Origin of the sequence: Terriglobus sp. TAA 43 (genome assembly GCF_000800015.1) — a bacterium.
Classification (GTDB): Bacteria; Acidobacteriota; Terriglobia; order Terriglobales; family Acidobacteriaceae; genus Terriglobus.
Window position 1 is genome coordinate 3,374,137 of the sequence record NZ_JUGR01000001.1, and the last position, 25,371, is coordinate 3,399,507.

Below are 25,371 nucleotides of genomic sequence, written 5' to 3' on the forward strand. Positions count from 1 at the left end.
GTCGCTAACGTTTCATGATGGTGTTGGCGATGCCGTCCCAGAGGGTGAGGCGCGACTGCAGGGCGTAGGTAGCGGCTTGTTCGGCTTCCTGCCACTTGTGCTCGTCGTTGCCGCAGAGTTCGGCGATCATGCGGAGGGCCATGGGGCCGTGTGCTTCGCCGTCGACTTCAATGTGGCGTTCGAGGTACCAGAGGAAGGTGTCGAGGTTGCCGCCGAGGTCGCGGTTCAGATCGCGCACGAAGCCTTTGAACATTGCCGGGATGAGGTCTTCACGGCCGAAGGTGAAGGCTGCAGCGGTGGTGTGGAGTTTCTCTTCGCTGAGGATGTGGAAGGTGTCGCGCACGAAGAGCTTTGCCGGTTCGGAGGCGTGGCTACCGCGCACGGCTTGGTGCAGATCGGCGCCGTCGCGCAGTGCGAAGACGAGGCGGTCGATGGCGGTAGTGTCGGCTCCGCACTGCTTCATAGCGAGGAGATACAGCTCGAAGTGGCTGAGGGATTGGCCGTTGTAGACGTCGGTTTCTTCGCCGAGGACGATCTCGTTGACGAGGCGTCGGCTCTCGGGGAATGTGCTCGGAATCCATGGGACGTCGATGCAGGTGAGTCCGCGCTGGAGCGCTTTGAGCAGGCTCATGAAGTCCCACACGGCGAAGACATGCGACTCCATGAAGGTGTGCAGGTCAGCGAGAGTGTGGAACGAGCTGTAGAGGCGGTGGTTTGCGAGCTGGTCGTAAAGCGGTTTCAGCTTTGCTTCGAGGGCTGCGATCTGTGGTGTGGTCGCGGTCATTTTGCGGCTACCTTGAAGGGCAATGCGTTCTGATCGAGACGGCGAAGGAAGTCCCAGGAGTAGATGCCGCTTTCGTGGCCGTCGGCCCACTTGAACTTGATGGCGTAGCGGCCGATGGGCTCTGCGCTGTTGGGCTTTGCGGGCGGCGTGTAGATGGGGAAGAGGGCCTTGGGCGCGGGGCGGGGTTCGCCGAGGGCGCGGCCTGTCTTCTCGCGTTCTTCGTGGCAGGTGGCGCAGGGGCAGGCGTCGCGGAGGTAGGGGAAAGTCCACTTGGAGTGGTGGCCGTCTTTCCAGGTGATCTCCATGCCAGTGCCGTTGGTGATGTCGACTTTGACCTTGGCGGGGCTGATGGCGGCAGGGGGCAGCGGCTGTTCGGTGGCGGCGGTGCGCTCACTCTCTTCGCGGCTGATCATGCGGATGCCTTCGTGACTCATACTTCTAATTCTCTTCCTTCAGTGGGCCGGATGCAGGGTGCGGTAGAAGAAATAGCCGCTGACACTGAATCCGACGATGATGACGAGGATGCGCATGGCGCGTTGGGGAAGTTTGCGGGCGTAATGTGCGCCGATATAACCGCCGATGCCTGCGGCGATCATGGCGATGAAGCAGTAATGCCAGACGACGGCGCGCTCCACGATGAAGGTGACGACTGCCGAAAAGTTGGAGAGGCAGGCGACGAGGACTTTCATGCCGTTGAGCTGGTGCATGTCGTCCACGCCCAGGAGGGCGAGCAGCGCCATGACCATGAGGCCTCCGCCTGCGCCGAAGTAGCCGATGTAAATGCACACCGGCAGCAGCAGCGGAAAGAGGAGCAACGATGAGATGGGGCGATGTACATGTGGCTGGCTTGTTTCTTTACGCATCCAGCGGCTGATGCGTCCGGAAAAGAGGAACAGCAGGGTGGCGCTGCTGATCATCCAGGGCAGGATGTAAAGAAAGATTTGTGGGGGCAACCACAGTAGAATCAGCGCTCCAGCCACTCCGCCGAGGATGGAGGTGATGAATGCAACGACGAGGAGTTCGCGGCGGAGGTCGTTGCGGAGTTTCAGAACGCTGGTGAGCTGGCCGGGCCAGATGGCGACGGTGTTTGTTGCGTTGGCCTGGACGGGCGGGATACCCACGCCGAGCATGGCCGGGAAGCTGATGAATGATCCGCCTGCCGCTGCTGCGTTGAGAGCGCCGGCTGCCAGCGACGCGACGACCAACAGGATGTAATGGGCGTGCGTGGACAGCATTGTGGGCATTACTGTTCATTTTATCGGTTTGAAGAGCTGTGGTGATGTAGGGGAAATTTGCCCGATTCGGGGGCCTATCGATACACGGGTGTTTCATTTGAGGTAGTGAGGTGCTCAGTATAATTAGCCCGATGCCCCCAACCGATGACCGTTTTTCTCCGCTTACTGAAGTACGGAATCCTGTTTCATCGGCAACAACAGTTAAGCGTCCACCGCACCTGAAAGCGTTGACGAGCATACGTGCGCTGGCCGCACTGTATGTGGGCTTCTTTCACATGGTGCGCCCATTTGAATTGTGGGGCAGGTTTGCCGGGTTCTGGGGTGCTGGCTACACGGCTGTCAGTTTCTTCTTCTTCCTTTCCGGGTTCATCCTGGTCTACACGCATGGCGTGGAGTTTGTCAGTGGGAAGGGAGACGTAAAACGCTTTCTTGTGGCCCGCTTTGCGCGCGTGTATCCGCTGTACCTGCTCGTCACGATCATTGCGGGCTTTCTTAGCTATAAAGTAATTTTTCACCCTAAGTACCACGTGATTGCGTACATAGCGCAGGTATTCATGCTGCAGTCCTGGCATATCCGCCTGACGCCGTTTTTCAATATCGTTGCGTGGAGCTTGTCAGAAGAAGCTTTCTTTTACTTCTGTTTCCCCTTCATCGCTCCGCGCTTGCGGCCAAACTCCCTGCGCCATGGCATATTGCTGCTGGCGGGATGCTGGGTTCTTGCTTTGATTCCAGGCATGATTGCCATGCATCTTGACCCCGCCCGCGCATGGAGCGAGGTCGCTCTGTCCAATCATGGTCCGGTGGTGTACGTTGTTCGCCGATTCCCACCGCTGATGCTTCCCCAGTTCCTGTGCGGCATCGTGGCGGGATGGATTTATTTGCAACGGCCGATCAGCGACGGCTTTGCAAAGGTGGCCTTGGCCGTTGGGAGCGTGGTGATGGTTACCGCTTTGCTCTTCGCGGATCATCTGCCGTTCGTTCTGCTGCATAACGGTCTGCTGATTCCTTGCTATGTGCTGATTCTTTATGGGCTTGCACGTCCGAATATCGTGTCGAATGTGCTGTCGTGGTCCCCGTTTGTTCTGGCGGGCGAGGCAAGCTATGCGTTTTACCTGACGCATTTCATGTTTAACGACTGGGCATGGTGGGTCTTTCACTGGCCGATGACGATTGCCGGCCTGGTGCCTCGGCTGCTTGTTCTTCTGCCTCTGAGTCTCCTGCTGCATTTGTATGTGGAGCGTCCGGGCCGCCGCTGGGTGATGAAGTGGTGGGATGCCCGGGCGGCGAGGTTGCAGGCCGCTTAGTCCAGAGGGGCGTCCGCATCGTTATTCAGCCTGGAACATCCAATGACCGTGAGCAAAGTTCAGAATCACCCGTCTGTTTTACGTAAACTGCGGCAGCTCTGGAATGTTGTTCGTGAGAGCCACCGCCAACCGATGCAGGGCAAACCGAATCCGCCGAAGCTGGTGGACCCGGAAGAGCTTGGCGTTACCTTCATTGGCCATTCTTCATTCCTTATCCAGATTGCTGGCCGCAATGTGCTGGTAGATCCCGTGTTTGCAACGCGGTTGATCCTGCTGCGTCGCGCTCGGCTGCCGGGTGTGGAGATTGACCATCTGCCGCCGATTGATGCGGTTCTGCTGACCCATGCGCATATGGATCACCTGAATCTGCCGTCGCTGCGGAGGATTGTTCGTCATGCGAAGAAGCTGACGGGCGTGGCACCGGAGGCGATTGTGCCAAAGGGCGTGAGCGATCTGGTTGCCAAGGTTGGCTTTCGCAAGGTGACGGAGTTGGAGTGGTGGGAGAAGACGTCGCTTGAGGGCGATGATGTGTCCGTGACGATGACTCCTGCGAAGCACTGGGGCGCGCGCATGTTCAGCGATACGCACCGGCTGTTTGGTGGGTATGTGATCGAAGGCGCGGGGCACAGCGTGTACCACTCAGGCGATACGGCTTACTTCAATGGCTTCCGCGAGATTGGGCGCAGGCTGCAGCCGGAGATTGCGTTGCTGCCGATTGGCGCTTACTACCCGGATAGCTATCGCGCGGTGCATACTTCGCCGGAAGAGGGATTGCAGGCGTTTCTGGATCTGGAATCTGCAACGACGATGATTCCGATGCACTATGGCACGTTTCCGCTGGGCAAAGAGCCCATGGATGAGCCTCCGGTCCGGCTGATGGCAGCGGCGAAGAAGCTTGGCGTGGCGAATCGTGTGGATGTGATGAGTGAAGGCGAGACGTTTGTGGTGAAGACGGCTGCGATGCAGTCGGCGTAACTCTGGAATTGGTTTAAACGGCCGCGGCGGGCGAGAGCTTTGCCGCGGCTTCTTCGTTTGTGACGCCGAGAACGTGGATCACCTTGGAGCGCGAAGTGAGACCCGCGGCGATGTTGATGCTTGTCTTCGGAACGTTGAGCGCGGTGGCGAGATAGCGGATGAGTGCTTCGTTCGCTTTGCCATCGACGGCGGGTGCGTTCAGTGCGATCTTGATGGCTTCGCCGTAGAGACCGACGACGCCTTCGCGCGATGCGCCGGGCTGCACGCGGATTGCGAAACTTACGCCGCCGTCGATGTCTCGGATGTTCATTGCGAAACTATTCTTCGTCGTCTTCGCGGTACTTGGTGCGGGTGCCGAAGATGGCGGAGCCTACGCGGACGCAGGTGGAGCCTTCTTCGATGGCTACTGCGAAGTCGTGCGACATGCCCATGGAGAGTTCGGGGAGTGAGAGGCCTTCGATGGTGGCTACGGCTTCGTCGCGGAGTTCGCGGAGGCGACGGAAGTAGGGGCGTGCGCCTTCGGGATCGTCGGTGTACGGCGGGACCATCATCAGGCCGCGGACTTCCAGGCCGTTCATTTCTTCGAGGATGTTGCGCAGCAGGCCGGTGAGGGCGTATTCGCCGATGCCGTGCTTGGTTTCTTCCTCGGAGAGTTTGACTTCGACGAGGATGGGCAGGACTTTGCCAACCTGTTCACAGACGTCGTTGAGACGGTTCGCAACCTTCAGGCTGTCCACTGAATCCACGGCGCTGAAGACCCATGCGGCTTTGCTGGTCTTGTTGGACTGCAGGTTGCCGATGAGATGCATCTCAAGCTGGCCCACGTCTTCACCGAGGATGGTGTGGAGCTGCTGCTGCTTGTGCTCCCACTCCTGCAAGCGGTTTTCACCGAAAAGGCGCTGGCCTGCGCGGAACGCTTCGGCGACGACGTCCGGACCCCAGGTTTTGGAAACGGCCATCAGCTTCACGTCTGCGGGGTTACGGTTCGCTTTGGCGCAGGCGGCTGCGATTTCCGCGCGTACCTGCTCTAAATTTTCTGCAATCGACATACTTCCAGCTTAGTCGAACAGGGTTGGCTTATCGAATTGATTTGCCTTGGTGGGCACGGGATAGCCGAAGTGCTCGTAGGCGCGGCGTGTGGCGACTCGGCCGCGGGGGGTGCGGTCGAGGAAGCCGATTTGCATGAGGAAGGGTTCGTAGACCTCTTCGAGCGCGTCTTCTTCTTCGGCGAGTGCTGCGGCCAGGGTGTTCAGGCCGACGGGGCCGCCGTCGTACTTTTCGATGATGGTGCGAAGGAGGCGGCGATCGAGTTCGTCGAATCCGTGGGGGTCGACTTCCAGCATCTGCAGTGCGGCCTGTGCGGTCTTCTGGTCGATGACGCCGTTGGCGCGCACCTGTGCGTAGTCGCGAACGCGGCGGAGGAGTCGGTTGGCGATACGCGGTGTGCCGCGCGAACGCATGGCGATTTCTGCTGCGCCATCTGCGTCGATCTGCACGCCGAGGACTTCCGCGCTGCGTTCAACGATGAAGCGAAGGTCGTCATCGTTGTAGAACTCGAGTCGCAACAGGATGCCGAAGCGTGAACGCAGTGGCGATGACAGCAGGCCGGGACGCGTTGTTGCAGCGACGAAGGTGAAGGGACGAATCTCCATCACGTGGGTGCGTGCTGCAGGGCCCTGGCCGATGATGATGTCGAGCTTGTAGTCCTCGAGTGCTGTGTAGAGTTTTTCTTCCAGTACCGGCTGCAGACGGTGGATTTCGTCGAGGAAGAGCACCTGCTTTTCGCGCAGGTTGGTGAGGATGGCGGTGAGGTCGCCCTGGATTTGCAGGGCGGGGCCGCTGGTTTGCTGGAAGCCCACGTTCATCTCGTTGGCGATGATGGTGGCGAGCGTGGTTTTGCCAAGACCCGGGGGGCCGTAGAGCAGAACGTGATCGAGAGCATCGCCGCGTGACTTGGCGGCTTCGAGCGCGATGGCGAGCTGCTCTTTTGCCTTGTGCTGGCCGATGAATTCGCCGAGGCGGTTGGGGCGCAGCTTGAGTTCGAAGGCTGCGTCTTCGCCCATGCTGCTGGCGCTGACGAGGCGCTCTGCATCTGCTGAGGGGGTGGAGCGGTTTAGGTCGAAGCGCTTTTTGTTGAGAAAGTCCATCGTTCAGGTCGCTAAGGCGATGGTACGGCGAAGATTGCGCTGTGGCAACGGCGGTGCCTGATAGGCTGTGGCCCATGACCCGAAAGCATGAAGCCACATCGCGTTCGCTCGTCATTGTTGCGTTTGCCTGCGTTTACTTTTTCTGGGGATCGACGTTTGTTGCGATTCGCGTGGGTGTGCAGTCGCTTTCGCCTGCGTTTGTCTCGGGGTTTCGTTACTGTGCGGCGGGCGTGATCATGCTGACGGTACTTGCGTTGCGCGGTACTCGGATTGTGTTGCCGCGTGCGGAGTTTCAGCGTGCGTTGTTGCTGGGTGTGGTGATGCTTACGGGCAATAACGTGATGATCAGTTGGGCAGAGCAGTCGCTTTCTGCTGGGCTGGCTGCATTGTTAGCTGCGGCGATTCCATTGATGATCGCGTTGGCGGAGACGTTTATTCCTGGCGGAACGCCTTTGAACCGCATGGGCTGGTCGGGCACGGTGTTGGGGTTTGCAGGGCTGGTTGTTTTGCTGGCTCCGCTGCTGCGAGGTGGTGTCGGTTCTGCATCGACCGGCGTGATGATCATGCTGGTGGCGGACCTGCTGTGGGTTGTTGGGTCGCTTTATTCGGGACGCAAGCCTTCGCAGGTTGATCCTCTACTCGGTGCTGGCTGGCAGATGTTGCTGGGCGGTACGTTGAGCATTGTGCTGGGATCAGCGCTGGGTGGATGGCAGAGTGCGCATTGGAATAAGAGCGCGCTGCTGGCGGTGTTGTGGCTGGTGTTCTTTGGATCGTTGGTGGGCTACACCGCATACATGTGGCTGCTGCATCATGTGCCGGTGGCGAAGGTGGCAACGTATGCCTACGTGAATCCGATTGTCAGCGTGGCTTTGAGTTCGGTGCTGCTGCATGAATCGCTGCATGGATCGCAGTGGATTGCGATGGCAATCATCCTGGCTTCTGTTGCGCTGGTGACTGCGAGTAAGGCTGCTTAGTGCGAATCCAATAGCTGTTGTGCGGCGCGGATGCCGCTGCGCAGTGCTCCGTGAACGGTGCCCCAATGGCCGGTGATGTCCGTGTGTTCGCCTGCGAAGAAGAGTGTGTCTTCTACGGGATGCGACATCTTTTCTGAGGCGTCGACTGCACCCGCTGGGACCCATGAATAAGCGCCGCCGAAGAGTGGATCGCTGCTCCAGTTGTGGCGGTGGTGCGTGACGAGTTCATCGAGTATCTGCTGCTTCGGAACGCCGAAGATGCGTGAGAGGTCGTGGCATGCGGCTTCGGCGATTTGCTGATTAGTTTTGGTGGCGAAGGCTTCGGCGGCTGGACCGCCCGCCCATGCTGTGAGTGCGGGATCGAGTGAGGGATAGCCAGTCCAGAAGACGCGGAAGTTCAGATCGCTTCGCTGCTCTTCAGGGAGGATGAAGGAGAGTTTCTGAAGCGCCTTCTTCTGGAGGTGGTCAAGCTCCGCCCACCAGCGACTACGGAAGATGAGGCTCATGCGAAGGACGGGGCCCATCGCCATGCGGTTGGCATGTTGAAGAATGTCTGCTGGTGCGGGATCGAACGTAACGCCGGATGATTGCAGGACGCCGAGCGGCAGCGTGATGATTGCGGCGTCTGCATGAAGCGATTCGCCTGAGTGCAGTTGGACATCTACTGATCCGCGCGACCATGTGATGGATTTCACTTGTGATTGCAGACGGAGTGTTCCGCCGAGACGTTTGAATCGTGCGGCGAGTTCTTCAGGAAGGCGATGGTATCCGCCTTTTACGTGGTGCAACGCGTCGCCTGCGATGCTGTCTTCTGCGTCCTGCTGGATGGCGAGTGAGCGCACAGAGATGCGGGATGCATCGGCGGCGTTGAAACCTTCCACGTATCCACGCGCGCCAGAGTGAACGTCAGGATCGATGTTTTCGCGCTCGCACCATGCGTCGAATGCGAGGTCTTCTGTGGAGTGAGCATCGCTCCATGCCGTCATCTGTTCGAGGACGTTGAATGGTGAATCTTTATCGCTATGTGTGCCTTCATCCTGCGGGTGGAGCGAGTCGTCGCTGCAGTCGTAGTTGAAGTCCTGGCCGGATAGCTCGTAAGTTTCGAGGTTGAGGTCTTCGAGTAGAGCGAGAAGTTCGGGTGGATTGCCGTGTATGAATTCCGCACCGAGTTCGATGAAGTTGCCGTCCTGCTGCACAGTGCGAATGCGGCCGCCGATGCGGTCCTGCGCTTCAAGCAGCGTTACCTGCAGGTCGCTGCTGGCGCGTAGCTTCATTGCAGCTATCAGGCCTGCGATTCCTGCACCAATCACGATGACGTGTTTCAACGGGTTGTCTCCACGGGAGATTTTGCGAGCAGATCACGCAAGAGATTGATGGCTTCTTCGCGTGTGTGGATGGTTCCTTCGAGCTGCGCGTCTTCCAGGTCCTGCAGCAGTTGTTTGAAGCGTGGACCGGGTTTGAGGCCTGCATCGATGAGGTCACGCCCGGTGAGTAATAACGTGGGTTTGTAGATCTCTTCGGGGGCTTTCTCGAACTCTTCTTTTGCGTAGCGATATAGATCCAGCAGGTTGTGCGAGCTGGTGACGTCGAGCTTGTGCAGCGCGAGATGCTCAGGGAAATCGTTCAGGCGGAAGAAGCGTTTGAGCGTGCTTTGCTTCATGTGTTTCACGTCGCCGAAGCGCATGTGGTTGGCGACGAGCGAGACGACCTGATCGATGTCTGCTGATGAGAAGCGCAGGCGGTTCATGATGGCGCGCGTCATGGTGGCGCCGACTTCGGCGTGGCCGTTGAAGCGGATGCGCGGCTTTGGATCAGCAGGGTCGGGTGCGTGAAATGTTGGCGGTTTTCCTACGTCGTGCAGCAGTGCGCCCCATGCCAGTGTGCCTTTTACGTTTGCGGGAAGTTGATCGAGCAGCATGAGCGTGTGAATCCACACGTCGCCTTCGGGGTGATATTCGGGCGGTTGTTCCACACCTTTCATGGCGGCAACTTCGGGCAGTACGTGTTGCAGGAGCCCGGTTTCGTCGAGCAGTTCGAAGGCTCGTTTCGCGTGGCCTTCGATGAGCATTTTGGTTAGCTCGTCGCGGATACGTTCGTTGCTGACCTGCGTGATGGTGGCAGCTTGCTGCTGGATGGCGCGCATGGTTTGTTCTTCGATAGTGAAATCAAAGCGCGCTGTGAATCGAACCGCGCGCAGCATGCGGAGCTTGTCTTCTTCGAAGCGCTTCTGGGGATCGCCGATGGCGCGCACGATGCCTGCGTGCAGATCCTGCTGGCCGTTTACGAAGTCGAGCAGTTTTTCTTTGATGTTGTCTTCGGTGAGGCCGATGGGATCGAGCAGCATGCCGTTGATGGTGAAGTCGCGGCGCTGTACATCGTCTTCTGGTTTTTCTGCGTACTCCACGTCCACGGGGCGACGGCCATCGACGTATTCGCCGTCGCAACGGAAGGTGGCAACTTCTGTTTGTACTTCGCAGCCTTCGCCTTTGTTGGCGCTGCATACGATGACGACGCCGAAATGCGCGCCGACAGAGAAGGTGCGATCGAAGCCCATCATCACAGTTTCAGGGCGCGCGTTGGTGGCTACGTCGTAGTCCTTGGGGGCGATGCCCATGAGCAGGTCGCGCACGCATCCGCCTGCGAAATAGGCTTGGAATCCGCGGTCGCGCAGTTCTTCCACAATGTGTAGCGCCGCTCGAAATGACTTTGTTGCTTTCGCGTTTTTCAGTGCCTTCATCACTCTCTAGGATGCTCCTTTCGTGTGAGGATGTCTTTGCGGCAGCAGTGATGTGAAAATCTGCATCAGAAACTGGAAGAACGCATGAGCCATTTCACGACGGAATCGGGCACAGGGTATGTGCAGTGGAGAACTGCGGCGCTGTTTGCGCTGACGCTGACGTGCGTGGTGGCGACGCTGCTGTTTGCCCACACGCTGATGTTCCCCATCATCGGCGCGATCACGTTGGCTGTGGTGACACAGCCGCTGTCAGTGTGGTTGCGCAAGCGGTGGTCCCCTACGTTGGCTGGGATTGCCATGGTGGCGTTGGTGAGCCTGGTGTTGTTTGTGCCGATGTATGTGCTCATCAAGCACCTGGTGGTGCAGGCGATTGCGCTGGTTCGTTATGTGGAGTCGGGCGGCGTGGATGACTTTCTTGCAGAGCTTGCGATGAAGCACCCGAAGCTGGGCGATGCGATCCAAAATGCGATTACGCAGTTTGCTCCGGGCATGTCAGGTCGCGCGATTGCGGGGTGGTCTGCGCCGAAGGTAGGGCAGGCGTTTGGCGCGATCGTTCACGGCATTGTGAGCATTGTTTTGCTGCTGTTTTTCTACTTCTTCCTGGTGCGGGACGAGGCCGTGGCTCTGCGTGCGTGGGAGTCGATCTTGCCGCTGCGCGAGGACGAGACATTTGATTTCAGTCTGAAGCTGCGGGACGTTATCGAGGCGATTTTCGCGGGACGTTTGCTGATTGCCATGTTGCAGGGAGTGGCTTCCGGTGTGGCGTACGGACTGGTGGGTGTGCCGGGTGCGCTGTTGTGGGGATTTGTCACGTTTGTTTGTTGTTTGATTCCGGCGTTTGGCGCGTTTCTGGCGTGGGTGCCGATCTGTTTGTATGTGGGATTGGTGCTGAGTTGGACCAAGTGCCTGATCCTGGCGATCTGGTGCAGCGCTGTGGTGAGCACCATGGATAACTTTCTTTATCCGGTGTTTGTGGGGAAAAAGACGGATCTGCATACGGGCGTGGTGTTTGTTGCCATCTTTGGCGGGTTGGCTTTCTTTGGCATCAGTGGGTTCATTCTGGGGCCGGTGCTGGTGGCGTCGGCGATTTTGCTGTTGCAGATATGGAAGCAGCGGCTGGCGGAAGCGGGCGTGCACTAATCCCGATACGATAAAGAGATGGGCAATGGCCTGATTTTGGGGATTGAAAGCTCCTGCGACGAAACTGCGGCGGCGGTGGTGCGTGCGGGAAGCGACGTGCTGTCGAACGTGGTGGCGACGCAGATGCAGATGCACGCGCTTTATGGCGGCGTGGTGCCGGAGTTGGCTAGCCGCGAACATCTGCGGAACATTGTGCCGGTGGTGCGGGAGTCGCTGCGGCAGGCGGGCATTGAAGCGAAGGATGTGGATGCTGTTGCCGTGACGGCAGGGCCGGGGTTGGCTGGCGCGCTGCTGGTGGGGATTTCGTATGCCAAGGCGTATGCGTATGCGCTGGGGAAGCCGCTGATTGCGGTGAATCATCTTGAGGGGCATATTCATGCGGTACTGATGGAGAAGGGCGGTGAGTCAGCCGAGTCTACGTTGGCGTTGGTTGTTAGCGGTGGGCATACGCATCTTTATCTTGCTGCGTTTGAGGATGGTGTTTGGCGCTATCGGAATGTGGGTCGGACCGTGGATGACGCTGCCGGTGAGGCGTATGACAAGGTGGCGAAGCTGCTGGGGCTGGGGTATCCCGGTGGGCCGTGGATTGATGGGCTGAGTGCATTTGGAAATCCGAAGGCGGTGCCGTTCCGGTTTGTGGAGATTAATCGCGGGACGGCGGATGAGCCTTCGTTTGATTTTTCATTCAGCGGGATCAAGACGGCGGTGCTGCGGTACATCGAAACGCATGGCATGAAGGCGGCAATTGAGGAGCGGCGGGCTGCGCTGGAGAAGGTTGATTCGCCGACGCTGGACGATGTTCGTGCGCTTTGCGATACGGAGACGCTGGACCTGATCGCGAGTTTTCAGGCAGCGGTGGTGGGAAACCTGATCCGGCAGACGATGGCGGCAGCGCAGCATTTTGGTGCGAAACGGATTGTGGTGAGCGGCGGCGTGGCGGCGAATCGCGAACTTAGGGCGCGGTTTGAGGCGGAGGCGGAGAAGCGCGGTTTGAAGGTGCGATTCCCGGCTGCGGCCATGTCCACGGATAACGCGGCGATGATTGCGGCGGCGGCGTGGCCGAAGTTCGCGCAGGGTGAGTTTGCGGGACCCGCTTTGAATGCCACGCCACAGCTTCGCCTCGGATAAGATTAAAAACGACGGAATGCGGCGGCGGGGCGGTGGCCCGGGCGCGCTCGCAAGTCCCGGAAGGCACGCGAATCCGCCGGATGCCCATCGAACTCTTTAATACTCTTGGCAGCCGCGTGGAGCCGCTGACTGCGTCGCGGGACAACACGCTGCGCATGTACTGTTGCGGCCCCACCGTGTATGACTACGGCCACATTGGCAACTTCCGCACGTTCCTGCATGTGGATGTGTTGCGGCGCGCTGCGCGGCTGAATGGCCTGGCGCTGAAGCACGTGATGAACATCACGGATGTGGATGACAAGATCATCCGCAATGCTGGCGCTGCCGGCATGTCCATTGGCGACTACACGGCAAAGTACGAGAAGGCTTTCTTCGAAGACATGGATGCGCTGGGCGTGGAACGCCCGGAGATTGTGGCGCATGCGACGGAGAGCATCCCCGAGATGGTCGCGCTGGTGGAGCAGCTTGCCAGCGAGGACATTGCGTACAAGACCGAGGATGGCTCGTGGTACTTCCGCATTGCGAAGTTTCCGGATTACGGCAAGCTGAGCGGCAAAGACCTGGACGGCATTGAAGACGGCGCCCGCGTGGATGTGGACGAGTACGAGAAGGATGCCGCGCGTGACTTTGCCCTATGGAAGGCGACGAAGCCCGGTGAGGCGTCGTGGCAGACGGAGATTGGCGAAGGACGTCCGGGATGGCACATTGAGTGTTCGGCGATGGCGCTGAAGCACCTGGGGCCGAACTTTGACGTGCATGCTGGTGGCGAGGATCTAACGTTCCCGCACCATGAGAATGAAATTGCGCAGAGTGAGTGCGCGACGCATCAGCCGTTTGCGCGGCACTGGTTCCATGTGCGTTTTCTGCTCGTTGAGGGCAAGAAGATGTCCAAGAGCGAGGGCAACTTCTTCACGCTGCGCGACCTGCTGCTGAAGGGATATCGCGCGTCGGCGATTCGTTTTTTGCTGATCAGCGTGCCGTATCGCAACCAGATGAACTTCACGTTTGAAGGTCTGACGGAGAGCGCGAATGCGATTGAACGTCTGCGGACGTTTGTGCGCAGGCTGGATGCTGCGGTGAAGAATCCCGCGTTGCCTGAGTCTGCAAATGAGGAGTTGCTGGCGCTGACCGTGGCGAAGCGCGATGCGTTTCATGCTGCGTTGCAGAACGATCTGAATACAGCCGAGGCGCGTGCTGCGGTATTTGACATGGTGCGGGCGGCGAACATCACGCTGGATCACGGCACATTTGGCCGCGGCAACGTGGACGCGGTGCAGAAGCTATTGAACGACTTCGATGCGGTGTTTGACGTGTTGACGGACCGCGATGCGGCTGTCAGCAAGGCCGCTGTGGAGTGGGCGCAAACGGAAGGCCGTACCGATATCGCAGCGGAGTTGCTGCAGGCGCAGAGCATCACAGATGAGGAAATTGAAGCGCTGATTGCAGAGCGCACGGACGCTCGCAAGAAGCGGAATTTCGCTCGCGGGGATGCCATTCGCAACGAACTGCTGGAAAAGGGCGTCGTAATCGAAGACGGTAAAGACGGCGTTACCTGGAAACGCAAGTAGTGTCGTGAAGCGGCGGGGGTAGCCAAAAGAGATACCCCCAATGCGATTTGCTATTCGGCATTCACAAATCACCAACCTATACTCGCGGAAGCGAGCAATCTATTGCGCAGAGGAGCACCGGATTTTATGGCCACCACTACTATCAGCGTTGACGAGTTTCAGGCGCTAGAACAGCGCGTTCTTCGCACCGTGGAGCTGATCCGGAAAGAGCGCGAGGCACGCGCCACGGCAGAGTCTGAAGTGGAGGCGCTGAAGGAATTGCTGGACACGGCTTCTGCGGAGAATTCGCAGCTTACCGCCGAGTTGCATTCGATGAAGAACGAGCGCGAGCAGGTGAAGGGTCGCGTGGACGCGATGCTGAAGCAGCTCGACGAACTGGTGTAACCGAAGAAAAGAAGAGAAGGCATGCAGAATTCCGTCCCCCAGTCCGTAACGGTTGCCATCTACGACCAGAACTACCATCTGCGCGGCATCGATCCTCAGCATATCGAGGCGCTTTCGCAGCTTGTGGACAGCAAGATGCGTGCGGTGTCGTCGCAGGGCGCTACCGTGGATTCGTTGCGTGTAGCCGTGTTGGCAGCGTTGAACATTGCAGATGAGTTGATGGAACTGCGCGAGCGTCACCGTGAGCTGCTGGATTCGCTGGATCACGCGGAGACGGCAAACCGGCATCGTGCGCATTCGCTGGCATCCATGCTGGATGAAGCTTTGCGTGATGAGTATCGCGTGGCCGTGTAAACGATTAGCGTTTCATTTTGCGAGAGGGCGTGGCTTCGGCTGCGCCCTTCTCTTTTGCATTGGTTGCAAACGCTTCCAATGGCGCGATACCATGCCGCCGATGTGCTTCTGTTGATTTGCGGAGGCACGAAAGGATTGGGATGAAACGTCTGCTTGCCCTGTTGTTACTGTGTTCATCAGCTGCGGCGGTCGCGCAGGATCGCATTCTGATCTACACGCGCAGTTACACGGCAGACGGCAAAGGGTATATCCACGGCAACCGTGCCAGCAGTGTGGTGGCGGTGGAGAAGATTGCGGCGGAATTGAAGATTCCCACGGACAACACGGACGATCCGATCGTGTTCACGCCGGAAAATCTGAAGAAGTACACCGTTATGGTGTTCAGCAACAGCAACAATGAGGCGTTCAGCACGCAGGCGCAGCGCGATGCGTTTAAGGGATGGATTGAGCATGGCGGTGGTTGGGTGGGTATCCACTCGGCTTCTGGCAATGAGCGGAACTGGGACTGGTTTGCGCAGATGGTGGGCGGCCGCTTTCTGATGCATCCGAAGAAGCAGCAGTTCACGGTGAAGGTAGTTGATCCGAAGTTCCCGGCGATGCAGGGTGTTCCGGCGGAGTTCACGGTGAACGATGAGTGCTACTTTACGAAGCGCTTCAGCGATACGATTCATCCGCTGCTGACGGTGGATACGTCGAAGCTGGATGTGACGAACTTCAAGCTGGATCGCAAGGATTTTCCGAATCCCATGCCGATTGCCTGGTGGCAGGAGTTTGATGGCGGACGCGAGTTTTATATCGCGCTGGGCCATGACAATAGCTACTACGAAGATCCCGTGTTTGATGGGATTTTGAAGCGCGCGATTTTGTGGGCGGCGAAGAAGTAACGATAACGCGCATTCCCTAAATGGGACGTCAATAGAAGATTTTTGTGGCCGTCTGGAGCGGCTCGAGTAATCTGCTTGCTGTGAAAATTTTCTCCTTTGTTCTGCTGCTTGTTATGGGTTCTGCGTGCGTTGCGCAGACGTCTGCCCCTGCCTATGAAAACCTGCCTGAGTTCCAGAAGCTTCGCGCTGAGGCAAAGGACGAGCAACGCCTGAATAACAAGATTATGTTTGCGCCTGGCACATGGAAGAAGGCGAACAAGGTGGCGGGTGGCCACTGCATGGAGTGTTTGGAAGGCGTGTTCACTTCGCAGTTACGACTGGGTGAGTACAAAGATGCGCTGAAGGCTGCGAAGGAGTGGGATGCTGCAAGCGAACAGCCGCTTGATCATGTGCGTGCTGAGCTTGCTGAAGGGCGCGTAGCGATTGCTATGGTCGACAGGAACAAGCCGAATATGGCTGTGCTGCAGGATGCCCATGCGGAGTTACAGAAGGCTGCCGCTGCGCATGCCACGGCTGCTTACTTTTACGACGGTCAAGTGCTGGCGCTGATGAAGCAGGATGCGGATGCGGGTGCGGCCTTTGGTCAGTACGCGAAGTTGACGCGGAAGGATGATGCGCTGCTGTCGCGCGCGACGTACTTTTCCAGTCACCCTGAGATGGCGCGCGAAAAGATGGCGCCTGCGGTATTGGTAAACACACTCGGCGGCAAGCGATTCAACCTGGATGACATGCATGGCCGTGTGGTGTTGATTGATTTCTGGGCGACATGGTGCGGTCCGTGTAAAGAAGAACTTCCACACATGAAGAAGCTGGCGGAAGCTTATAAAGATGAACCGCTCGAAATCATCAGCATCTCCTGGGACTCCGACGCCAACAAATGGCGGCAGTTCATTGCCGACAATGGCATGAGTTGGAATCAGTACCTGGATGCGGATCATAGTGTGACGAAGATGTTTGGTATCGATGCCATTCCGCATTACTTCACGATTGATGCCAACGGTGTGTTGATGGCGGAGAATGTGGGATCAGGATCGAACATTGATGGGCGCATTCGAAAACTGGTGGCCCAGGCGAAGGAACAAAAGCAGTTAGCATCCACGGGCAGCGGACCATCTCCAGGACAGTAAACGCAAGGGGCATTGGGGCATTTTTGCTGGCACAAAATGGTTTTGTTACTCAACTTGCAAACCCTTCGCACTCCGCGTAGCATCTGCCTTTAGATGACCGACCTGCAAAGCAGGTGGGGGAACAACGTCGGTTGAACCAACATTCATTGAACAGGGGTTCGGCTCGTATACATGGTTCGGTGTGCAGTGTCCGCCAGTCCGGAATGCCTAAAGAGCCACGGCTGAATCCCACCGCTTATTAGCGGGTTCACCGGCGCTTCCAACACGGCCCAGTGGGTCGGTCCTCGCTTGATTGAAACGGTGGCTCTTTCATGGAGCCACCGTTTTGTTTTGCCGAATGCATGTCATGGTTTCGGGGAATTGCTGTGGTGATCTTTCCAGGTTGAGAACTGTGAAGAGATTCCCAAGTATTCTTAAAGACAGCGTCTTATGCACCCGCATCTCTTCCGTATCGGCCCGGTGACTGTCCCCACGTTTGGGGCGATTGCTGCATTGGGGCTGGTGTTGGCGATTTCGCTGGCGGCGCGTGGTGCGCGGGTGATGCGGCTGAATGAGGATGCCGTGTGGAACCTGTGTCTATGGATGGCTGCAGGAACCTTGGTGCTGTCGCGACTGATTATTGTGGCGCAGGTGTGGAAGTCGTTCGCGAAGTATCCGCTGTACATTTTGACGTTGCCCACGGTGACGAAGTGGGGATTGTTGCTGGCGCTGGTTAGCGGCGCGGTGTACATGCTGGTCAAACGGATGCCGTGGTTGCGCACGCTGGATGCGCTGGCTCCTGCGGCGCTGTTGTTGCAGGCGTTTCTGCACCTCGGGACACACTTCTCTGGCGATGATCTTGGATTGGCCACAACGTCGCGGTTGGGTGTGGTGTTTGGCGATCAGGGATATCATCCTGTTGCGTTGTATTCCGCGGTGTTGACGCTGGTGGCGTGTGCGGTGGCGTTTGTGTGGCTGCATCGTGAGTCGCAGCCGGGCGAGACGTTTGGGCTTGGGCTGACGCTTGCTGCACTGATTCGGTTTTTTGTGGATACACTTCGTCCGGGCTGGGTTCTGCCGGAGACGATGCTTGGCAACCTGCTGCGGGTGGACCAGCTTGTGCTGATGTTGCTGGCGGTGGGGGGGTTGAGTTTTTTCTTTCAACGAAAGGGCGTGCGTTATGCCCAGTAAAAATATGTTGCCGAAAGGCAAGCGTCGGCAGTCTGTGAAGGCGGATTACCGCACACAGCGGGATGCGGCGCGCGATGCAGAAGCTGCAGAGCTGGCGGTGACGGAAGCCGTGCTCTATGGCGAAGAAGTTCCCGCGGTGAAGCCTGTGATTCCGAACACGGCTGTGCCGGATAAGCGTGGCAAGGGATATCAGAAGAGCGGCAAGCGGCAGCAGCGGGAAACGACCGTAGCGAAGGAGCTGCCTGCGTCCTCGATGGACGAGGATGATGAGTTGATTCTGCCGGTGGAGGCTGTCTCTTCCTCTGGTGGATTGACCACGACGCGCACGCTGGTTGCTACGCCTGAAGCGCGTGGCATGCGGTTGGATGCCTATCTGGCATGGGCGCTGCCGGAGATCAGCCGTGCGCGCGCGCAGTTGTTAATTGAGCATGGCCAGGTGCGTGTGAGTGGTTCGTCTGCGAAGGCGAAGTACAAGATGCACGGCAATGAGCAGATTGTGGTGGAAGGCGAGCCGCAGCCCGCGCCGCTGCGTGCCACGGCGGAAGATATTCCGCTGAGCATTGTGTATGAAGACAAGCACATGGCCGTGATTGATAAGCCTGCGGGCATGATGGTGCATGCGGGCAGCGGTCTTACCGATGATGCTCGCAGCAGTGGAACGTTGGTGAACGCGCTGCTGTTTCATTTCAAGGACAAGCTGAGCGATGTGGGCGGGGCGCTGCGTCCGGGCATTGTGCATCGCCTGGACAAGCAGACCAGCGGGTTGATCATGGTGGCGAAGAGTGATGCGGCGCATCGTGCGCTGGCCGAGAAGTTCTCAGAGCGGTCGCTTGAGAAGCGCTACATCACTCTGGTGCATCGGCATGTGAAGAGTGATCGCGGCATCATCGATTTGCCGATTGCGCGCGATCGTCTGCGTCGTACGCGCATGACCACGCGTGTGGGGAACCGCTACCTGACCACGGACAGCCACGGCACACCTGCGAAGCGTCATCCGGATGAGCCGGAAGAGCGCACCTCGCGGAGGCCGAATGATCCGCGTCCGGCGCGCAGTCTGTACACCGTGCTGGAGCGCCTGCACACCACCGCTGGCGATTTCACATTGCTGGACGTGAAGATTGAAACGGGCCGCACGCATCAGATCCGCGTCCACATGCAGTCGCTGGGGCATCCGGTGGTGGGCGATACGTTGTACGGCGCGCCCGCGAAGATTCCGGGGATAAAAGCAGAGGGTACTGGGCCGACACTGCATCGTAATTTTCTTCACGCAGCGCATTTGGTGCTGGAACATCCGATCACAGGAAAAGAACTGGATCTGGAGGCTCCCCTGCCGGAAGAACTTGCGTCTCTCTTAGAGCAGCTTCGTGCGCTGGAAATTCCGGCGGCGCCCGCCAAGCCAAAACACGCCGAGGATTGGTAAACTACGCCCCGTATGGCAGTTTTTCGCAAGTTCGCAGTTTTAGCCGCCGGCACCGTTGCACTGGTGGCCACATCGATCACTTTGTCCGCTCAGCAGCAGCCGTCCGCACCGCTTCCACCGGCGAATACGAATGCGCAACCCGGGGCGGCTCCTCCGCAGAGCGAGCAGCCCACGGGGGATGCACAAGGTGGCGGCTATACGCTGAAGGCCTTTGTGCCTGAGGTGTACCAGGTGTTCACGGTTACGGATAAGAAGGGCCACTTTGTTACCGGCCTGAAACAGCAGGACTTTGGCCTGTTGGACGATGGTCGTCATCCGGAGCGCATCATCAGCTTTACGCAGCAGGCAAATCTGCCGCTGCGCATTGGCATCATGCTGGACACATCCAACTCCATCCGCACGCGCTTTCAGTTTGAACAGCAGGCGGCGACGGAGTTTCTGTTGCAGGTGTTGCGTCCACGTCAGGACGCGGCATTTGTCAGCGGTTTTGATGTGCGACTGGACCTGGTGCAGGATTACACCAACTCCATCGACAAGCTGAGCACGGCGATTGAGAAGCTGCGGCCCGGTGGCGGTACGGCGTTCTTCGATGCGATCTATCAAACGTGCCGCGACCAGATGCTGACGGTGACCAGCAACGAGACGATTCGTAAGGCGCTGATTGTGGTTTCTGACGGTGAGGATAACTACTCGCGCGTGCAGGAACAGGAAGCCATTAAGGAATGCCAGCGCGCGGATACGCTGGTGTACACCATCTCCACCAATGTTTCGCCGTCGCGCGACAAGGGTGACGATGTGTTGATGCGTTTGAGCGAAGCGACCGGCGGACGCACCTTCTTCCCCCTGAAGATTGAAGATGTGGCCAAGGGATTCCAGGAGATTGAGACGGAACTGCGTTCGCAGTATTCGCTGCGCTATCGTCCGGCTGATCTGAAGCAGGATGGCTCTTTCCGTACGATCTATCTCTCTACGGTTGACCAGCGCTATCACGTGCGTGCGCGTAAGGGATACTTCTCGCCGAAGCCTCCGCAATAGGTGCTTCGCACTGTTCTCGACGCCTTCGGCGTGTGATGCAGTTAAAGGGGATGCCTTTGTGGCATCCCCTTTAATTTTGGTTTTGTTCGTGGGCTATGCGGCTCGGTGTTTGCCGCCGAGCTTGATGAGCGCCGCAACGATGGCTTCCTGCCATCCTGCGATCTCTTCTTCACGCAGTGTGCGTTCCGGCGATTGGAAGATAGTGCGGAGGAGGAGCGAGTATTCGCCCTTGGGAACCGCCTTGCCCTTAACGTCGCGGAAGATTTCGATGGGTTGCAGCGAGATCATCTCTGCGATGTTCAATGCAGCGATGGCCTGCGAGACAGCGGACCAGGTGATGTTGTCTGCGAAGAGGAACGAGAAGTCGCGTTCGACGGCCTGATAGCGCGAAGGTTCTTTTGCTGCGGGCTGTTTCAGGTCGAAGGCGAAGAGAGCCGGGATGTTCAGCTCTGCGAGGACCACGTTTTCTTTCAGCTTGCGGCGCTCGCGTTCTTCATTGGTTAGTTCACCGAACCAACCAATGGTCTTGCCTTCGAGCGTGATGGATGCGCCGCGACCGGGAGCAATCCACTTCGGCAGATTGTCTGCTGTGAACGTTGGTGCACTTGCAACGAAGCGGGAGAGCAGTTCTTCCACTGCGCCTTTGACTTCGAAGAAGAGCGCGTCTGACACGTCGATGGTGCGTGTGGCAGATGCGTTGCCGTATGCGCCGAGTGTCAGCGAAGGATGCTCGTTCACCTGTGCTGTGGTGCCAATGAAGACGGTGCCGTATTCGAAGAGGCGAACTGCGGCGACGTCGCGTGTGCTGTTGAGTAGCAGCATGCCAGCCATGCCGGGTAGCAGCGACGGGCGCAGATTGCCTGCTTCCGCATTGAGCGGATTGCCCATGGGCACTGCGGATTCCGTGGTGAAAATCGCCGAGTCGGTCTCCGAGGCGAAGGTGCTGCTGATGGCTTCTGTCCAGCCGAGCGCGAGCAACGTGGTGCGTACGATTTCTTCTTTTGCTGCGTGCGGCAGAGCGATAACACCGCCGGAGAAGCTGGGCAGTGTGTCTGCAAAACGGTTGTAGCCGTAGACGCGTGCGATCTCTTCGATGAGGTCGATTTCGCGTTCGAGGTCGAGACGCCACGAGGGCAATGTGACTTCGTAGGTTGCGGCGTCCGCACTGGGGCGCAGATGGCAGCCGAGTGCTTGCAGATATTGCTCCACAACATCTGCAGGAACGAGGTGGCCTGCAGTGCTTTCCTCGATGGTGGTGCCGAGGAGGCGCTGCACTTCTTCGACTGAGAGCGCGACGTGTGGGCGCTTGGTGGTGCGCAGTTCCTGCGCTTCGATGACGACATCGCTCATGGCGCCGATGGCTTCGCCACCGCATGCTGCGATGACACCGCGCGTGACCAGACGATTTGCAAGAGCACATGCGCCGAGGTCGGCTCCGCGTTCGTAGCGGTGCGATGCGTCGGTGTGCAGGCCGTGGCGACGAGAGGTGGCGCGGATGGTTGCTGGATCGAACCATGCAGCTTCCACGAGGATGTTCTTCGTCTCTTCGGTGACGCGCGAATCCCATCCGCCCATCACACCGGCGAGGCTGAGTGCTTTCTTCTCATCGGCGATAACAACGTCGTCAGTGGTGAGCGTCTTCTCGCTGCCGTCGAGCAGTGTGATCTTCTCGCCTGCGTGGGCGCGACGCACGATGATGCCGCCTTCGATGGTGTCGAGGTCGAAAACGTGCGTGGGGTGACCCATCGAAAGCCAGTTGTAGTTGGTGATGTCGACAGCGTTGGAGATGGGCTTTTGACCTATCTGCGCGAAACGCTCTGCGACGATGCCTTCACTGGGCTTGACGGTGACGCCACGGATGACCTGCGCGGTGAAACGGCCACAGAGTTCGGGCGCGTCGATGCGTACGGGGTACGCACCGTTTGCCTCTGTGGGAACGCAGCCGGTGGGTTCGCCTTCTGCGTTGAGCACGCGACGATCTTCCAGTTGCAGTAGCGGTACGCCGTAGATGGTGGCGGCTTCGCGTGCGATGCCGTAGTGGTTCATGGCGTCGACGCGATTGGTGGTGATGTCCATTTCGAACAACGAGCCACCATCGGGCAGAGCGTGTACGCCTTCCACGGCGATGCCGCGGAGGGTGAGGTCGTCGGCGAGTTGCCGATCACTTACTTCGAGCGCGGGAAGATATTCGCGCAGCCAGTTGCTGAGAATATTCATTGCAAATCCTGTGCGCTATCGCGCTAAACAAACTGCGACAAGAAACGAAGGTCGCCGGAGTAAAACTGACCGATGTCGCCTACGCCATACTTCATCATGGCGATGCGTTCCACACCCATGCCGAAGGCGAAGCCGCTGATCTTCTTGCTGTCGTACGCGGGTTCGAGTCCGTTTTCAATGCGGCGTTGATCCACTGCGGCGAAGACGGCGGGATCGACCATGCCGCATCCCAGAAGTTCAATCCAGCCGGAGAACTTGCACTTGCGGCAGCCCTTCTGTCCGCAGAAGGGGCAGGAGATCTGCACGTCGGCGCTGGGCTCCGTGAAGGGAAAGAACGATGGGAAGAAGCGCGTCTTCACGGACGATCCGAAGAACGCTTTCATCGCGTGATCGAGCGTGCCCTTCAGGTCGCTGAAGGTGATGTTCGTGTCGACGCAGAGGCCTTCCACCTGATGGAAGATGGGCGAGTGTGTGGCGTCGCTTTCGTCGTTGCGGTGCACCTTGCCGGGGATGACGATGCGCAGCGGTGGTGGCTGCGAGATCATCGTGCGAATCTGCACGGGCGAAGTGTGCGTGCGCATCAACAGGCGCTCGCGTAGCGGCTTCTTGTCCTGGTCGGCGACGACGAGGGTGTCCTGCGTGTCGCGCGCGGGATGGTTCGGCGGGAAGTTGAGCGCCTCGAAGTTGTAGAAGTCGCTTTCCACTTCGGGCCCGATGCCGATGGAATAGCCCAGCGCGGCGAAGACGGCGGTCATCTCACGCATGGTGCGCGTGAGCGGATGCTCCGTGCCGATGGTGCGGCGGATGCCGGGCAGGGAGAGGTCCAGCGATGAACCTTCAGCCGCCATGCTGGTTGGGCCAGCGAGAAGTGCTGCTTCAATTTCGTTTTTCAGGGCGTTGAAGCGCATGCCGAGCGACTTCTTCGCTTCGGGCGGCGCGGTCTTCAGCCAGCTTTCGCTGAGCAGCTTCAGGCGGCCCTGTTTGCGGCCAAGCCAGTCGAGGCGGAAGTTTTCCTGCGCTTCGGGCGTGGTCAGTTGCGCGGCTGCGGAGCGAACTTCGTCCGTGAGTGCGCGGAAAGCCTGGTCGAGCGAGGCGTCATCGAACGCGCTCAGGGGTGTGATGGTATCCGTCATGATGCGTCTTTACAGGATAAACGAGCGCGAGGCGCTACAGGGCGAGCCACACGATGAGAGCGCATACAGCGCCCAATAGCCAGCTCATGCGATCGGTGATGGCGTAAACGACGGGGTCTTCATGCAACTGGCCGCGGCTGGCCAGCAGCCAGACTCGGCTGATCCAGAGAATCAGCACCGGTTCGATGAGCCACAGACGGCTCATGTGGGTGTATAGGTGCGCCGCAGTCAGGTTGGAGATGTACATGCTGAGCACAACGACTGCGGCAAATGCGCTGGAGGTGCCCAGGGCTCGCAGTTGCTCGATGTCGCCGGTGCCGTATCCGCGCCCGGAGGCCTTGTCGCGCCCGCTGGCGACCATCAGTTCAAGCTCACTGAAGCGTTTGACGAAGGCCAGCGAGAGGAAGAAGAAGATGGAGAATGCGGCCAGCCATTCTGAGATGAACACACCACTGGCAGCCGCACCAGCCAGGAGACGAATGGTGTAAAGGCCGCTGAGGACGATGACGTCGACAAGCATCATCCTCTTCAAAGCAAAGGAATAAGCCAGCGTGGTGACGGTGTAAATGCCAAGCCACAGGACAAAACTGGCCGGTGCCTGGAGCAGTCCCGTTCGCTGTACAGTCCCGGAGAAATGGCCGGCGGTGTGCGGTACGAGAACGGCGAGCACCACGGCAATCAGGAAAAACGCCACCACAATTGCTACACCCGCAATGGGTGAGAGGTCTCCGGAGGCGAAGGGCCTGAGGCGCTTTCGCGGGTGGCGGCGATCTGCTTCGATGTCGAGCAGATCGTTGATGATGTAGGTCGCGCTGGCGCAGAAGGACAGGGAGAAGAACGCCAAAAGGCAGGCGATCAAGCTGCGCCCTGAGAAGTCGTGGGCCAGGATGGTGGGCAGGAAGATGAGGGCATTCTTCGCCCACTGGTGCGCCCGGATGGTCTTCAAAAAGACCTTGGATGTGGACCTGCGGTCGATAAATTCGCGGTGAATGGCGGTGCGGTCGGCCTGGAGGGCCTTCCGCAGTTTCCGGTGCGGATTGGCGACCATGGGCAGGACGCTTTCACGTAGGAGTGTGCGATCGGGAATGGCGTTGCCGATGTAGGTAAAGCCTTCGGGGAAGCGGTCCTGAAAAGCCTTCAGCTTGTTGGATCCCGCCAGATTCAGGGTGCCATCGGAGGCGAGTACACCCGTGAACAGGTCGCCAAAGTGGTCAGCGACTTGTTGCGCAAACCCAATGTCTGCCGCAGTTGCGAGATAAATGCGGCGTCCCAGAGCGTGCTGTTCCCACAGGTATTCCAGCAGCGGCTGGTTGTAGGGCAGAAATTCGACATCGACCTGGGCTCGGCCGGTGATTTCGCGCTTGAACCCTGCCCGGCCCTTGCTGACCCAGCGGTGCCAGTGCAGCGGGGAAGCGGGTTGCTGACGGACCAGCAGGAGAACCGCGTCGATGAGGGTGTCGCTTTTTACCAGGGTGCCGTCGAGGTCGACGCACAGAGGCACATCATTGGCCTCATTCGCCTCTGGGTATACAGTTGCGGCGACGCCGGACAGGCGATCGTCTTCCATGGTTTGCGACTCCCTGTCTCTTTGTTATCCGCGATACGGAGATGCCGGAGTGAGGGACCGGCAACATGGAGATTATAAAGACGCGGTA

Annotated in this window: 24 protein-coding genes; 13 read left to right on the forward strand and 11 right to left on the reverse strand. The window is 58.7% G+C overall.

The features are described 5' to 3' along the window. Positions 1-4 precede the first annotated feature (4 nt). From M504_RS14300 to M504_RS14310, 3 genes are read right to left on the reverse strand one after another with little or no spacing between them, the layout of a single operon-like run. Positions 5-784 carry a DUF3050 domain-containing protein gene (locus M504_RS14300; protein WP_047492573.1) on the reverse strand — a complete coding sequence of 260 codons (780 nt, stop codon included), beginning with the start codon at positions 782-784 and terminating at the stop codon, positions 5-7. Next, the gene (locus M504_RS14305; protein ID WP_047492578.1) at positions 781-1,218 is read right to left on the reverse strand and encodes a DUF971 domain-containing protein; all 438 of its coding nucleotides are present in this window, start codon (positions 1,216-1,218) and stop codon (positions 781-783) included. Before M504_RS14305 ends, M504_RS14300 begins: the two co-directional genes overlap by 4 nt. 18 nt (positions 1,219-1,236) lie before the next feature. Next, complete coding sequence (locus M504_RS14310; RefSeq protein ID WP_047492581.1) at positions 1,237-2,028, reverse strand: sulfite exporter TauE/SafE family protein; 792 nt, start codon at positions 2,026-2,028, stop codon at positions 1,237-1,239. Positions 2,029-2,246: 218 nt separating this feature from the next. Between M504_RS14310 and M504_RS14315 the strand changes: the two genes are divergently transcribed. Both M504_RS14315 and M504_RS14320 read left to right on the forward strand, forming a co-directional pair. Then, positions 2,247-3,323: an acyltransferase gene (locus tag M504_RS14315; protein ID WP_047492583.1), complete on the forward strand. Its 1,077-nt coding sequence runs from the start codon at positions 2,247-2,249 to the stop codon at positions 3,321-3,323. A 42-nt stretch (positions 3,324-3,365) separates the two neighbouring features. Next, entirely contained in the window at positions 3,366-4,298 is a 933-nt protein-coding gene (locus tag M504_RS14320) for an MBL fold metallo-hydrolase (RefSeq protein ID WP_047492587.1), read from the forward strand. Between the two features lie 13 nt (positions 4,299-4,311). Here M504_RS14320 and M504_RS14325 read toward each other — a convergent pair whose 3' ends face one another. The 3 genes from M504_RS14325 to ruvB are packed head-to-tail and all read right to left on the reverse strand — an operon-like array spanning position 4,312 to position 6,445. Further along, complete coding sequence (locus tag M504_RS14325) at positions 4,312-4,608, reverse strand: DUF167 domain-containing protein (protein WP_047492590.1); 297 nt, start codon at positions 4,606-4,608, stop codon at positions 4,312-4,314. A gap of 7 nt (positions 4,609-4,615) precedes the next feature. Continuing rightward, positions 4,616-5,347, reverse strand: a complete 732-nt coding sequence (locus M504_RS14330; protein WP_047492592.1) for a YggS family pyridoxal phosphate-dependent enzyme — start codon at positions 5,345-5,347, stop codon at positions 4,616-4,618. Between the two features lie 9 nt (positions 5,348-5,356). Next, the gene (ruvB, locus tag M504_RS14335; RefSeq protein WP_047492593.1) at positions 5,357-6,445 is read right to left on the reverse strand and encodes a Holliday junction branch migration DNA helicase RuvB; all 1,089 of its coding nucleotides are present in this window, start codon (positions 6,443-6,445) and stop codon (positions 5,357-5,359) included. Positions 6,446-6,519: 74 nt separating this feature from the next. Between ruvB and M504_RS14340 the strand changes: the two genes are divergently transcribed. Continuing rightward, positions 6,520-7,419 (forward strand): EamA family transporter, encoded by a 900-nt coding sequence (locus tag M504_RS14340; protein ID WP_047495062.1) that lies wholly within the window; start codon positions 6,520-6,522, stop codon positions 7,417-7,419. Here the strand turns inward: M504_RS14340 and M504_RS14345 are convergent. Further along, entirely contained in the window at positions 7,416-8,744 is a 1,329-nt protein-coding gene (locus M504_RS14345) for an NAD(P)/FAD-dependent oxidoreductase (RefSeq protein WP_047492596.1), read from the reverse strand. The genes M504_RS14340 and M504_RS14345 overlap by 4 nt on opposite strands. Next, positions 8,741-10,156 (reverse strand): CCA tRNA nucleotidyltransferase, encoded by a 1,416-nt coding sequence (locus M504_RS14350; RefSeq protein WP_047492598.1) that lies wholly within the window; start codon positions 10,154-10,156, stop codon positions 8,741-8,743. The genes M504_RS14345 and M504_RS14350 overlap by 4 nt, the downstream gene beginning before the upstream one ends. Before the next feature lie 84 nt (positions 10,157-10,240). Here M504_RS14350 and M504_RS14355 point away from each other — a divergent pair, with 84 nt between their 5' ends. The 10 genes from M504_RS14355 to M504_RS14400 all read left to right on the forward strand — a co-directional run bounded on the left by M504_RS14355 (position 10,241) and on the right by M504_RS14400 (position 20,366). Beyond that, a complete protein-coding gene (locus M504_RS14355; RefSeq protein ID WP_047492601.1) occupies positions 10,241-11,296 on the forward strand; it encodes an AI-2E family transporter in 1,056 nt (351 codons plus the stop codon). An 18-nt stretch (positions 11,297-11,314) separates the two neighbouring features. After that, positions 11,315-12,424 (forward strand): tRNA (adenosine(37)-N6)-threonylcarbamoyltransferase complex transferase subunit TsaD, encoded by a 1,110-nt coding sequence (tsaD, locus tag M504_RS14360; RefSeq protein WP_047492604.1) that lies wholly within the window; start codon positions 11,315-11,317, stop codon positions 12,422-12,424. An 80-nt stretch (positions 12,425-12,504) separates the two neighbouring features. Beyond that, on the forward strand, positions 12,505-13,992 hold the full coding sequence (cysS, locus tag M504_RS14365) for a cysteine--tRNA ligase (protein WP_047492606.1): 1,488 nt from the start codon (positions 12,505-12,507) through the stop codon (positions 13,990-13,992). A gap of 126 nt (positions 13,993-14,118) precedes the next feature. Beyond that, a complete protein-coding gene (locus tag M504_RS14370; protein WP_047492609.1) occupies positions 14,119-14,376 on the forward strand; it encodes a hypothetical protein in 258 nt (85 codons plus the stop codon). 21 nt (positions 14,377-14,397) lie between these two features. Next, positions 14,398-14,730: a cell division protein ZapA gene (locus tag M504_RS14375; protein WP_047492611.1), complete on the forward strand. Its 333-nt coding sequence runs from the start codon at positions 14,398-14,400 to the stop codon at positions 14,728-14,730. Between the two features lie 140 nt (positions 14,731-14,870). Continuing rightward, the gene (locus tag M504_RS14380; RefSeq protein ID WP_052200745.1) at positions 14,871-15,614 is read left to right on the forward strand and encodes a ThuA domain-containing protein; all 744 of its coding nucleotides are present in this window, start codon (positions 14,871-14,873) and stop codon (positions 15,612-15,614) included. Between the two features lie 80 nt (positions 15,615-15,694). Then, positions 15,695-16,741 carry a TlpA disulfide reductase family protein gene (locus tag M504_RS14385; RefSeq protein ID WP_198137614.1) on the forward strand — a complete coding sequence of 349 codons (1,047 nt, stop codon included), beginning with the start codon at positions 15,695-15,697 and terminating at the stop codon, positions 16,739-16,741. A 429-nt stretch (positions 16,742-17,170) separates the two neighbouring features. Next, entirely contained in the window at positions 17,171-17,911 is a 741-nt protein-coding gene (locus M504_RS14390; RefSeq protein WP_047492615.1) for a prolipoprotein diacylglyceryl transferase, read from the forward strand. Continuing rightward, positions 17,901-19,331, forward strand: coding sequence for an RluA family pseudouridine synthase (locus M504_RS14395; protein ID WP_047492618.1), 1,431 nt, complete (start codon positions 17,901-17,903; stop codon positions 19,329-19,331). The genes M504_RS14390 and M504_RS14395 overlap by 11 nt, the downstream gene beginning before the upstream one ends. 12 nt (positions 19,332-19,343) lie before the next feature. Then, entirely contained in the window at positions 19,344-20,366 is a 1,023-nt protein-coding gene (locus M504_RS14400) for a VWA domain-containing protein (RefSeq protein ID WP_047492621.1), read from the forward strand. Positions 20,367-20,459: 93 nt separating this feature from the next. Here M504_RS14400 and pheT read toward each other — a convergent pair whose 3' ends face one another. From pheT to M504_RS14415, 3 genes are read right to left on the reverse strand one after another with little or no spacing between them, the layout of a single operon-like run. Then, positions 20,460-22,583 carry a phenylalanine--tRNA ligase subunit beta gene (gene pheT, locus M504_RS14405; protein ID WP_047492624.1) on the reverse strand — a complete coding sequence of 708 codons (2,124 nt, stop codon included), beginning with the start codon at positions 22,581-22,583 and terminating at the stop codon, positions 20,460-20,462. Between the two features lie 23 nt (positions 22,584-22,606). Further along, on the reverse strand, positions 22,607-23,716 hold the full coding sequence (pheS, locus tag M504_RS14410; RefSeq protein WP_047492627.1) for a phenylalanine--tRNA ligase subunit alpha: 1,110 nt from the start codon (positions 23,714-23,716) through the stop codon (positions 22,607-22,609). A gap of 34 nt (positions 23,717-23,750) precedes the next feature. Further along, positions 23,751-25,283, reverse strand: coding sequence for a UbiA family prenyltransferase (locus M504_RS14415; RefSeq protein WP_084214352.1), 1,533 nt, complete (start codon positions 25,281-25,283; stop codon positions 23,751-23,753). Positions 25,284-25,371 lie beyond the last annotated feature (88 nt).

Bases quoted from the DNA above. Each gene is read 5' to 3' on its own strand.
- M504_RS14325 (WP_047492590.1), bottom strand. From the start codon at position 4,608: ATGAACATCCGAGACATCGACGGCGGCGTAAGTTTCGCAATCCGCGTG.
- M504_RS14390 (WP_047492615.1), top strand. From the start codon at position 17,171: ATGCACCCGCATCTCTTCCGTATCGGCCCGGTGACTGTCCCCACGTTT.
- tsaD (WP_047492604.1), top strand. From the start codon at position 11,315: ATGGGCAATGGCCTGATTTTGGGGATTGAAAGCTCCTGCGACGAAACT.
- M504_RS14350 (WP_047492598.1), bottom strand. From the start codon at position 10,156: ATGAAGGCACTGAAAAACGCGAAAGCAACAAAGTCATTTCGAGCGGCG.
- M504_RS14300 (WP_047492573.1), bottom strand. From the start codon at position 784: ATGACCGCGACCACACCACAGATCGCAGCCCTCGAAGCAAAGCTGAAA.
- M504_RS14400 (WP_047492621.1), top strand. From the start codon at position 19,344: ATGGCAGTTTTTCGCAAGTTCGCAGTTTTAGCCGCCGGCACCGTTGCA.
- pheT (WP_047492624.1), bottom strand. From the start codon at position 22,583: ATGAATATTCTCAGCAACTGGCTGCGCGAATATCTTCCCGCGCTCGAA.
- M504_RS14355 (WP_047492601.1), top strand. From the start codon at position 10,241: ATGAGCCATTTCACGACGGAATCGGGCACAGGGTATGTGCAGTGGAGA.
- M504_RS14330 (WP_047492592.1), bottom strand. From the start codon at position 5,347: ATGTCGATTGCAGAAAATTTAGAGCAGGTACGCGCGGAAATCGCAGCC.
- M504_RS14395 (WP_047492618.1), top strand. From the start codon at position 17,901: ATGCCCAGTAAAAATATGTTGCCGAAAGGCAAGCGTCGGCAGTCTGTG.
- M504_RS14320 (WP_047492587.1), top strand. From the start codon at position 3,366: ATGACCGTGAGCAAAGTTCAGAATCACCCGTCTGTTTTACGTAAACTG.
- M504_RS14415 (WP_084214352.1), bottom strand. From the start codon at position 25,283: ATGGAAGACGATCGCCTGTCCGGCGTCGCCGCAACTGTATACCCAGAG.
- pheS (WP_047492627.1), bottom strand. From the start codon at position 23,716: ATGACGGATACCATCACACCCCTGAGCGCGTTCGATGACGCCTCGCTC.
- M504_RS14340 (WP_047495062.1), top strand. From the start codon at position 6,520: ATGACCCGAAAGCATGAAGCCACATCGCGTTCGCTCGTCATTGTTGCG.
- ruvB (WP_047492593.1), bottom strand. From the start codon at position 6,445: ATGGACTTTCTCAACAAAAAGCGCTTCGACCTAAACCGCTCCACCCCC.
- M504_RS14310 (WP_047492581.1), bottom strand. From the start codon at position 2,028: ATGCCCACAATGCTGTCCACGCACGCCCATTACATCCTGTTGGTCGTC.
- M504_RS14370 (WP_047492609.1), top strand. From the start codon at position 14,119: ATGGCCACCACTACTATCAGCGTTGACGAGTTTCAGGCGCTAGAACAG.
- M504_RS14380 (WP_052200745.1), top strand. From the start codon at position 14,871: ATGAAACGTCTGCTTGCCCTGTTGTTACTGTGTTCATCAGCTGCGGCG.
- M504_RS14375 (WP_047492611.1), top strand. From the start codon at position 14,398: ATGCAGAATTCCGTCCCCCAGTCCGTAACGGTTGCCATCTACGACCAG.
- M504_RS14305 (WP_047492578.1), bottom strand. From the start codon at position 1,218: ATGAGTCACGAAGGCATCCGCATGATCAGCCGCGAAGAGAGTGAGCGC.
- cysS (WP_047492606.1), top strand. From the start codon at position 12,505: ATGCCCATCGAACTCTTTAATACTCTTGGCAGCCGCGTGGAGCCGCTG.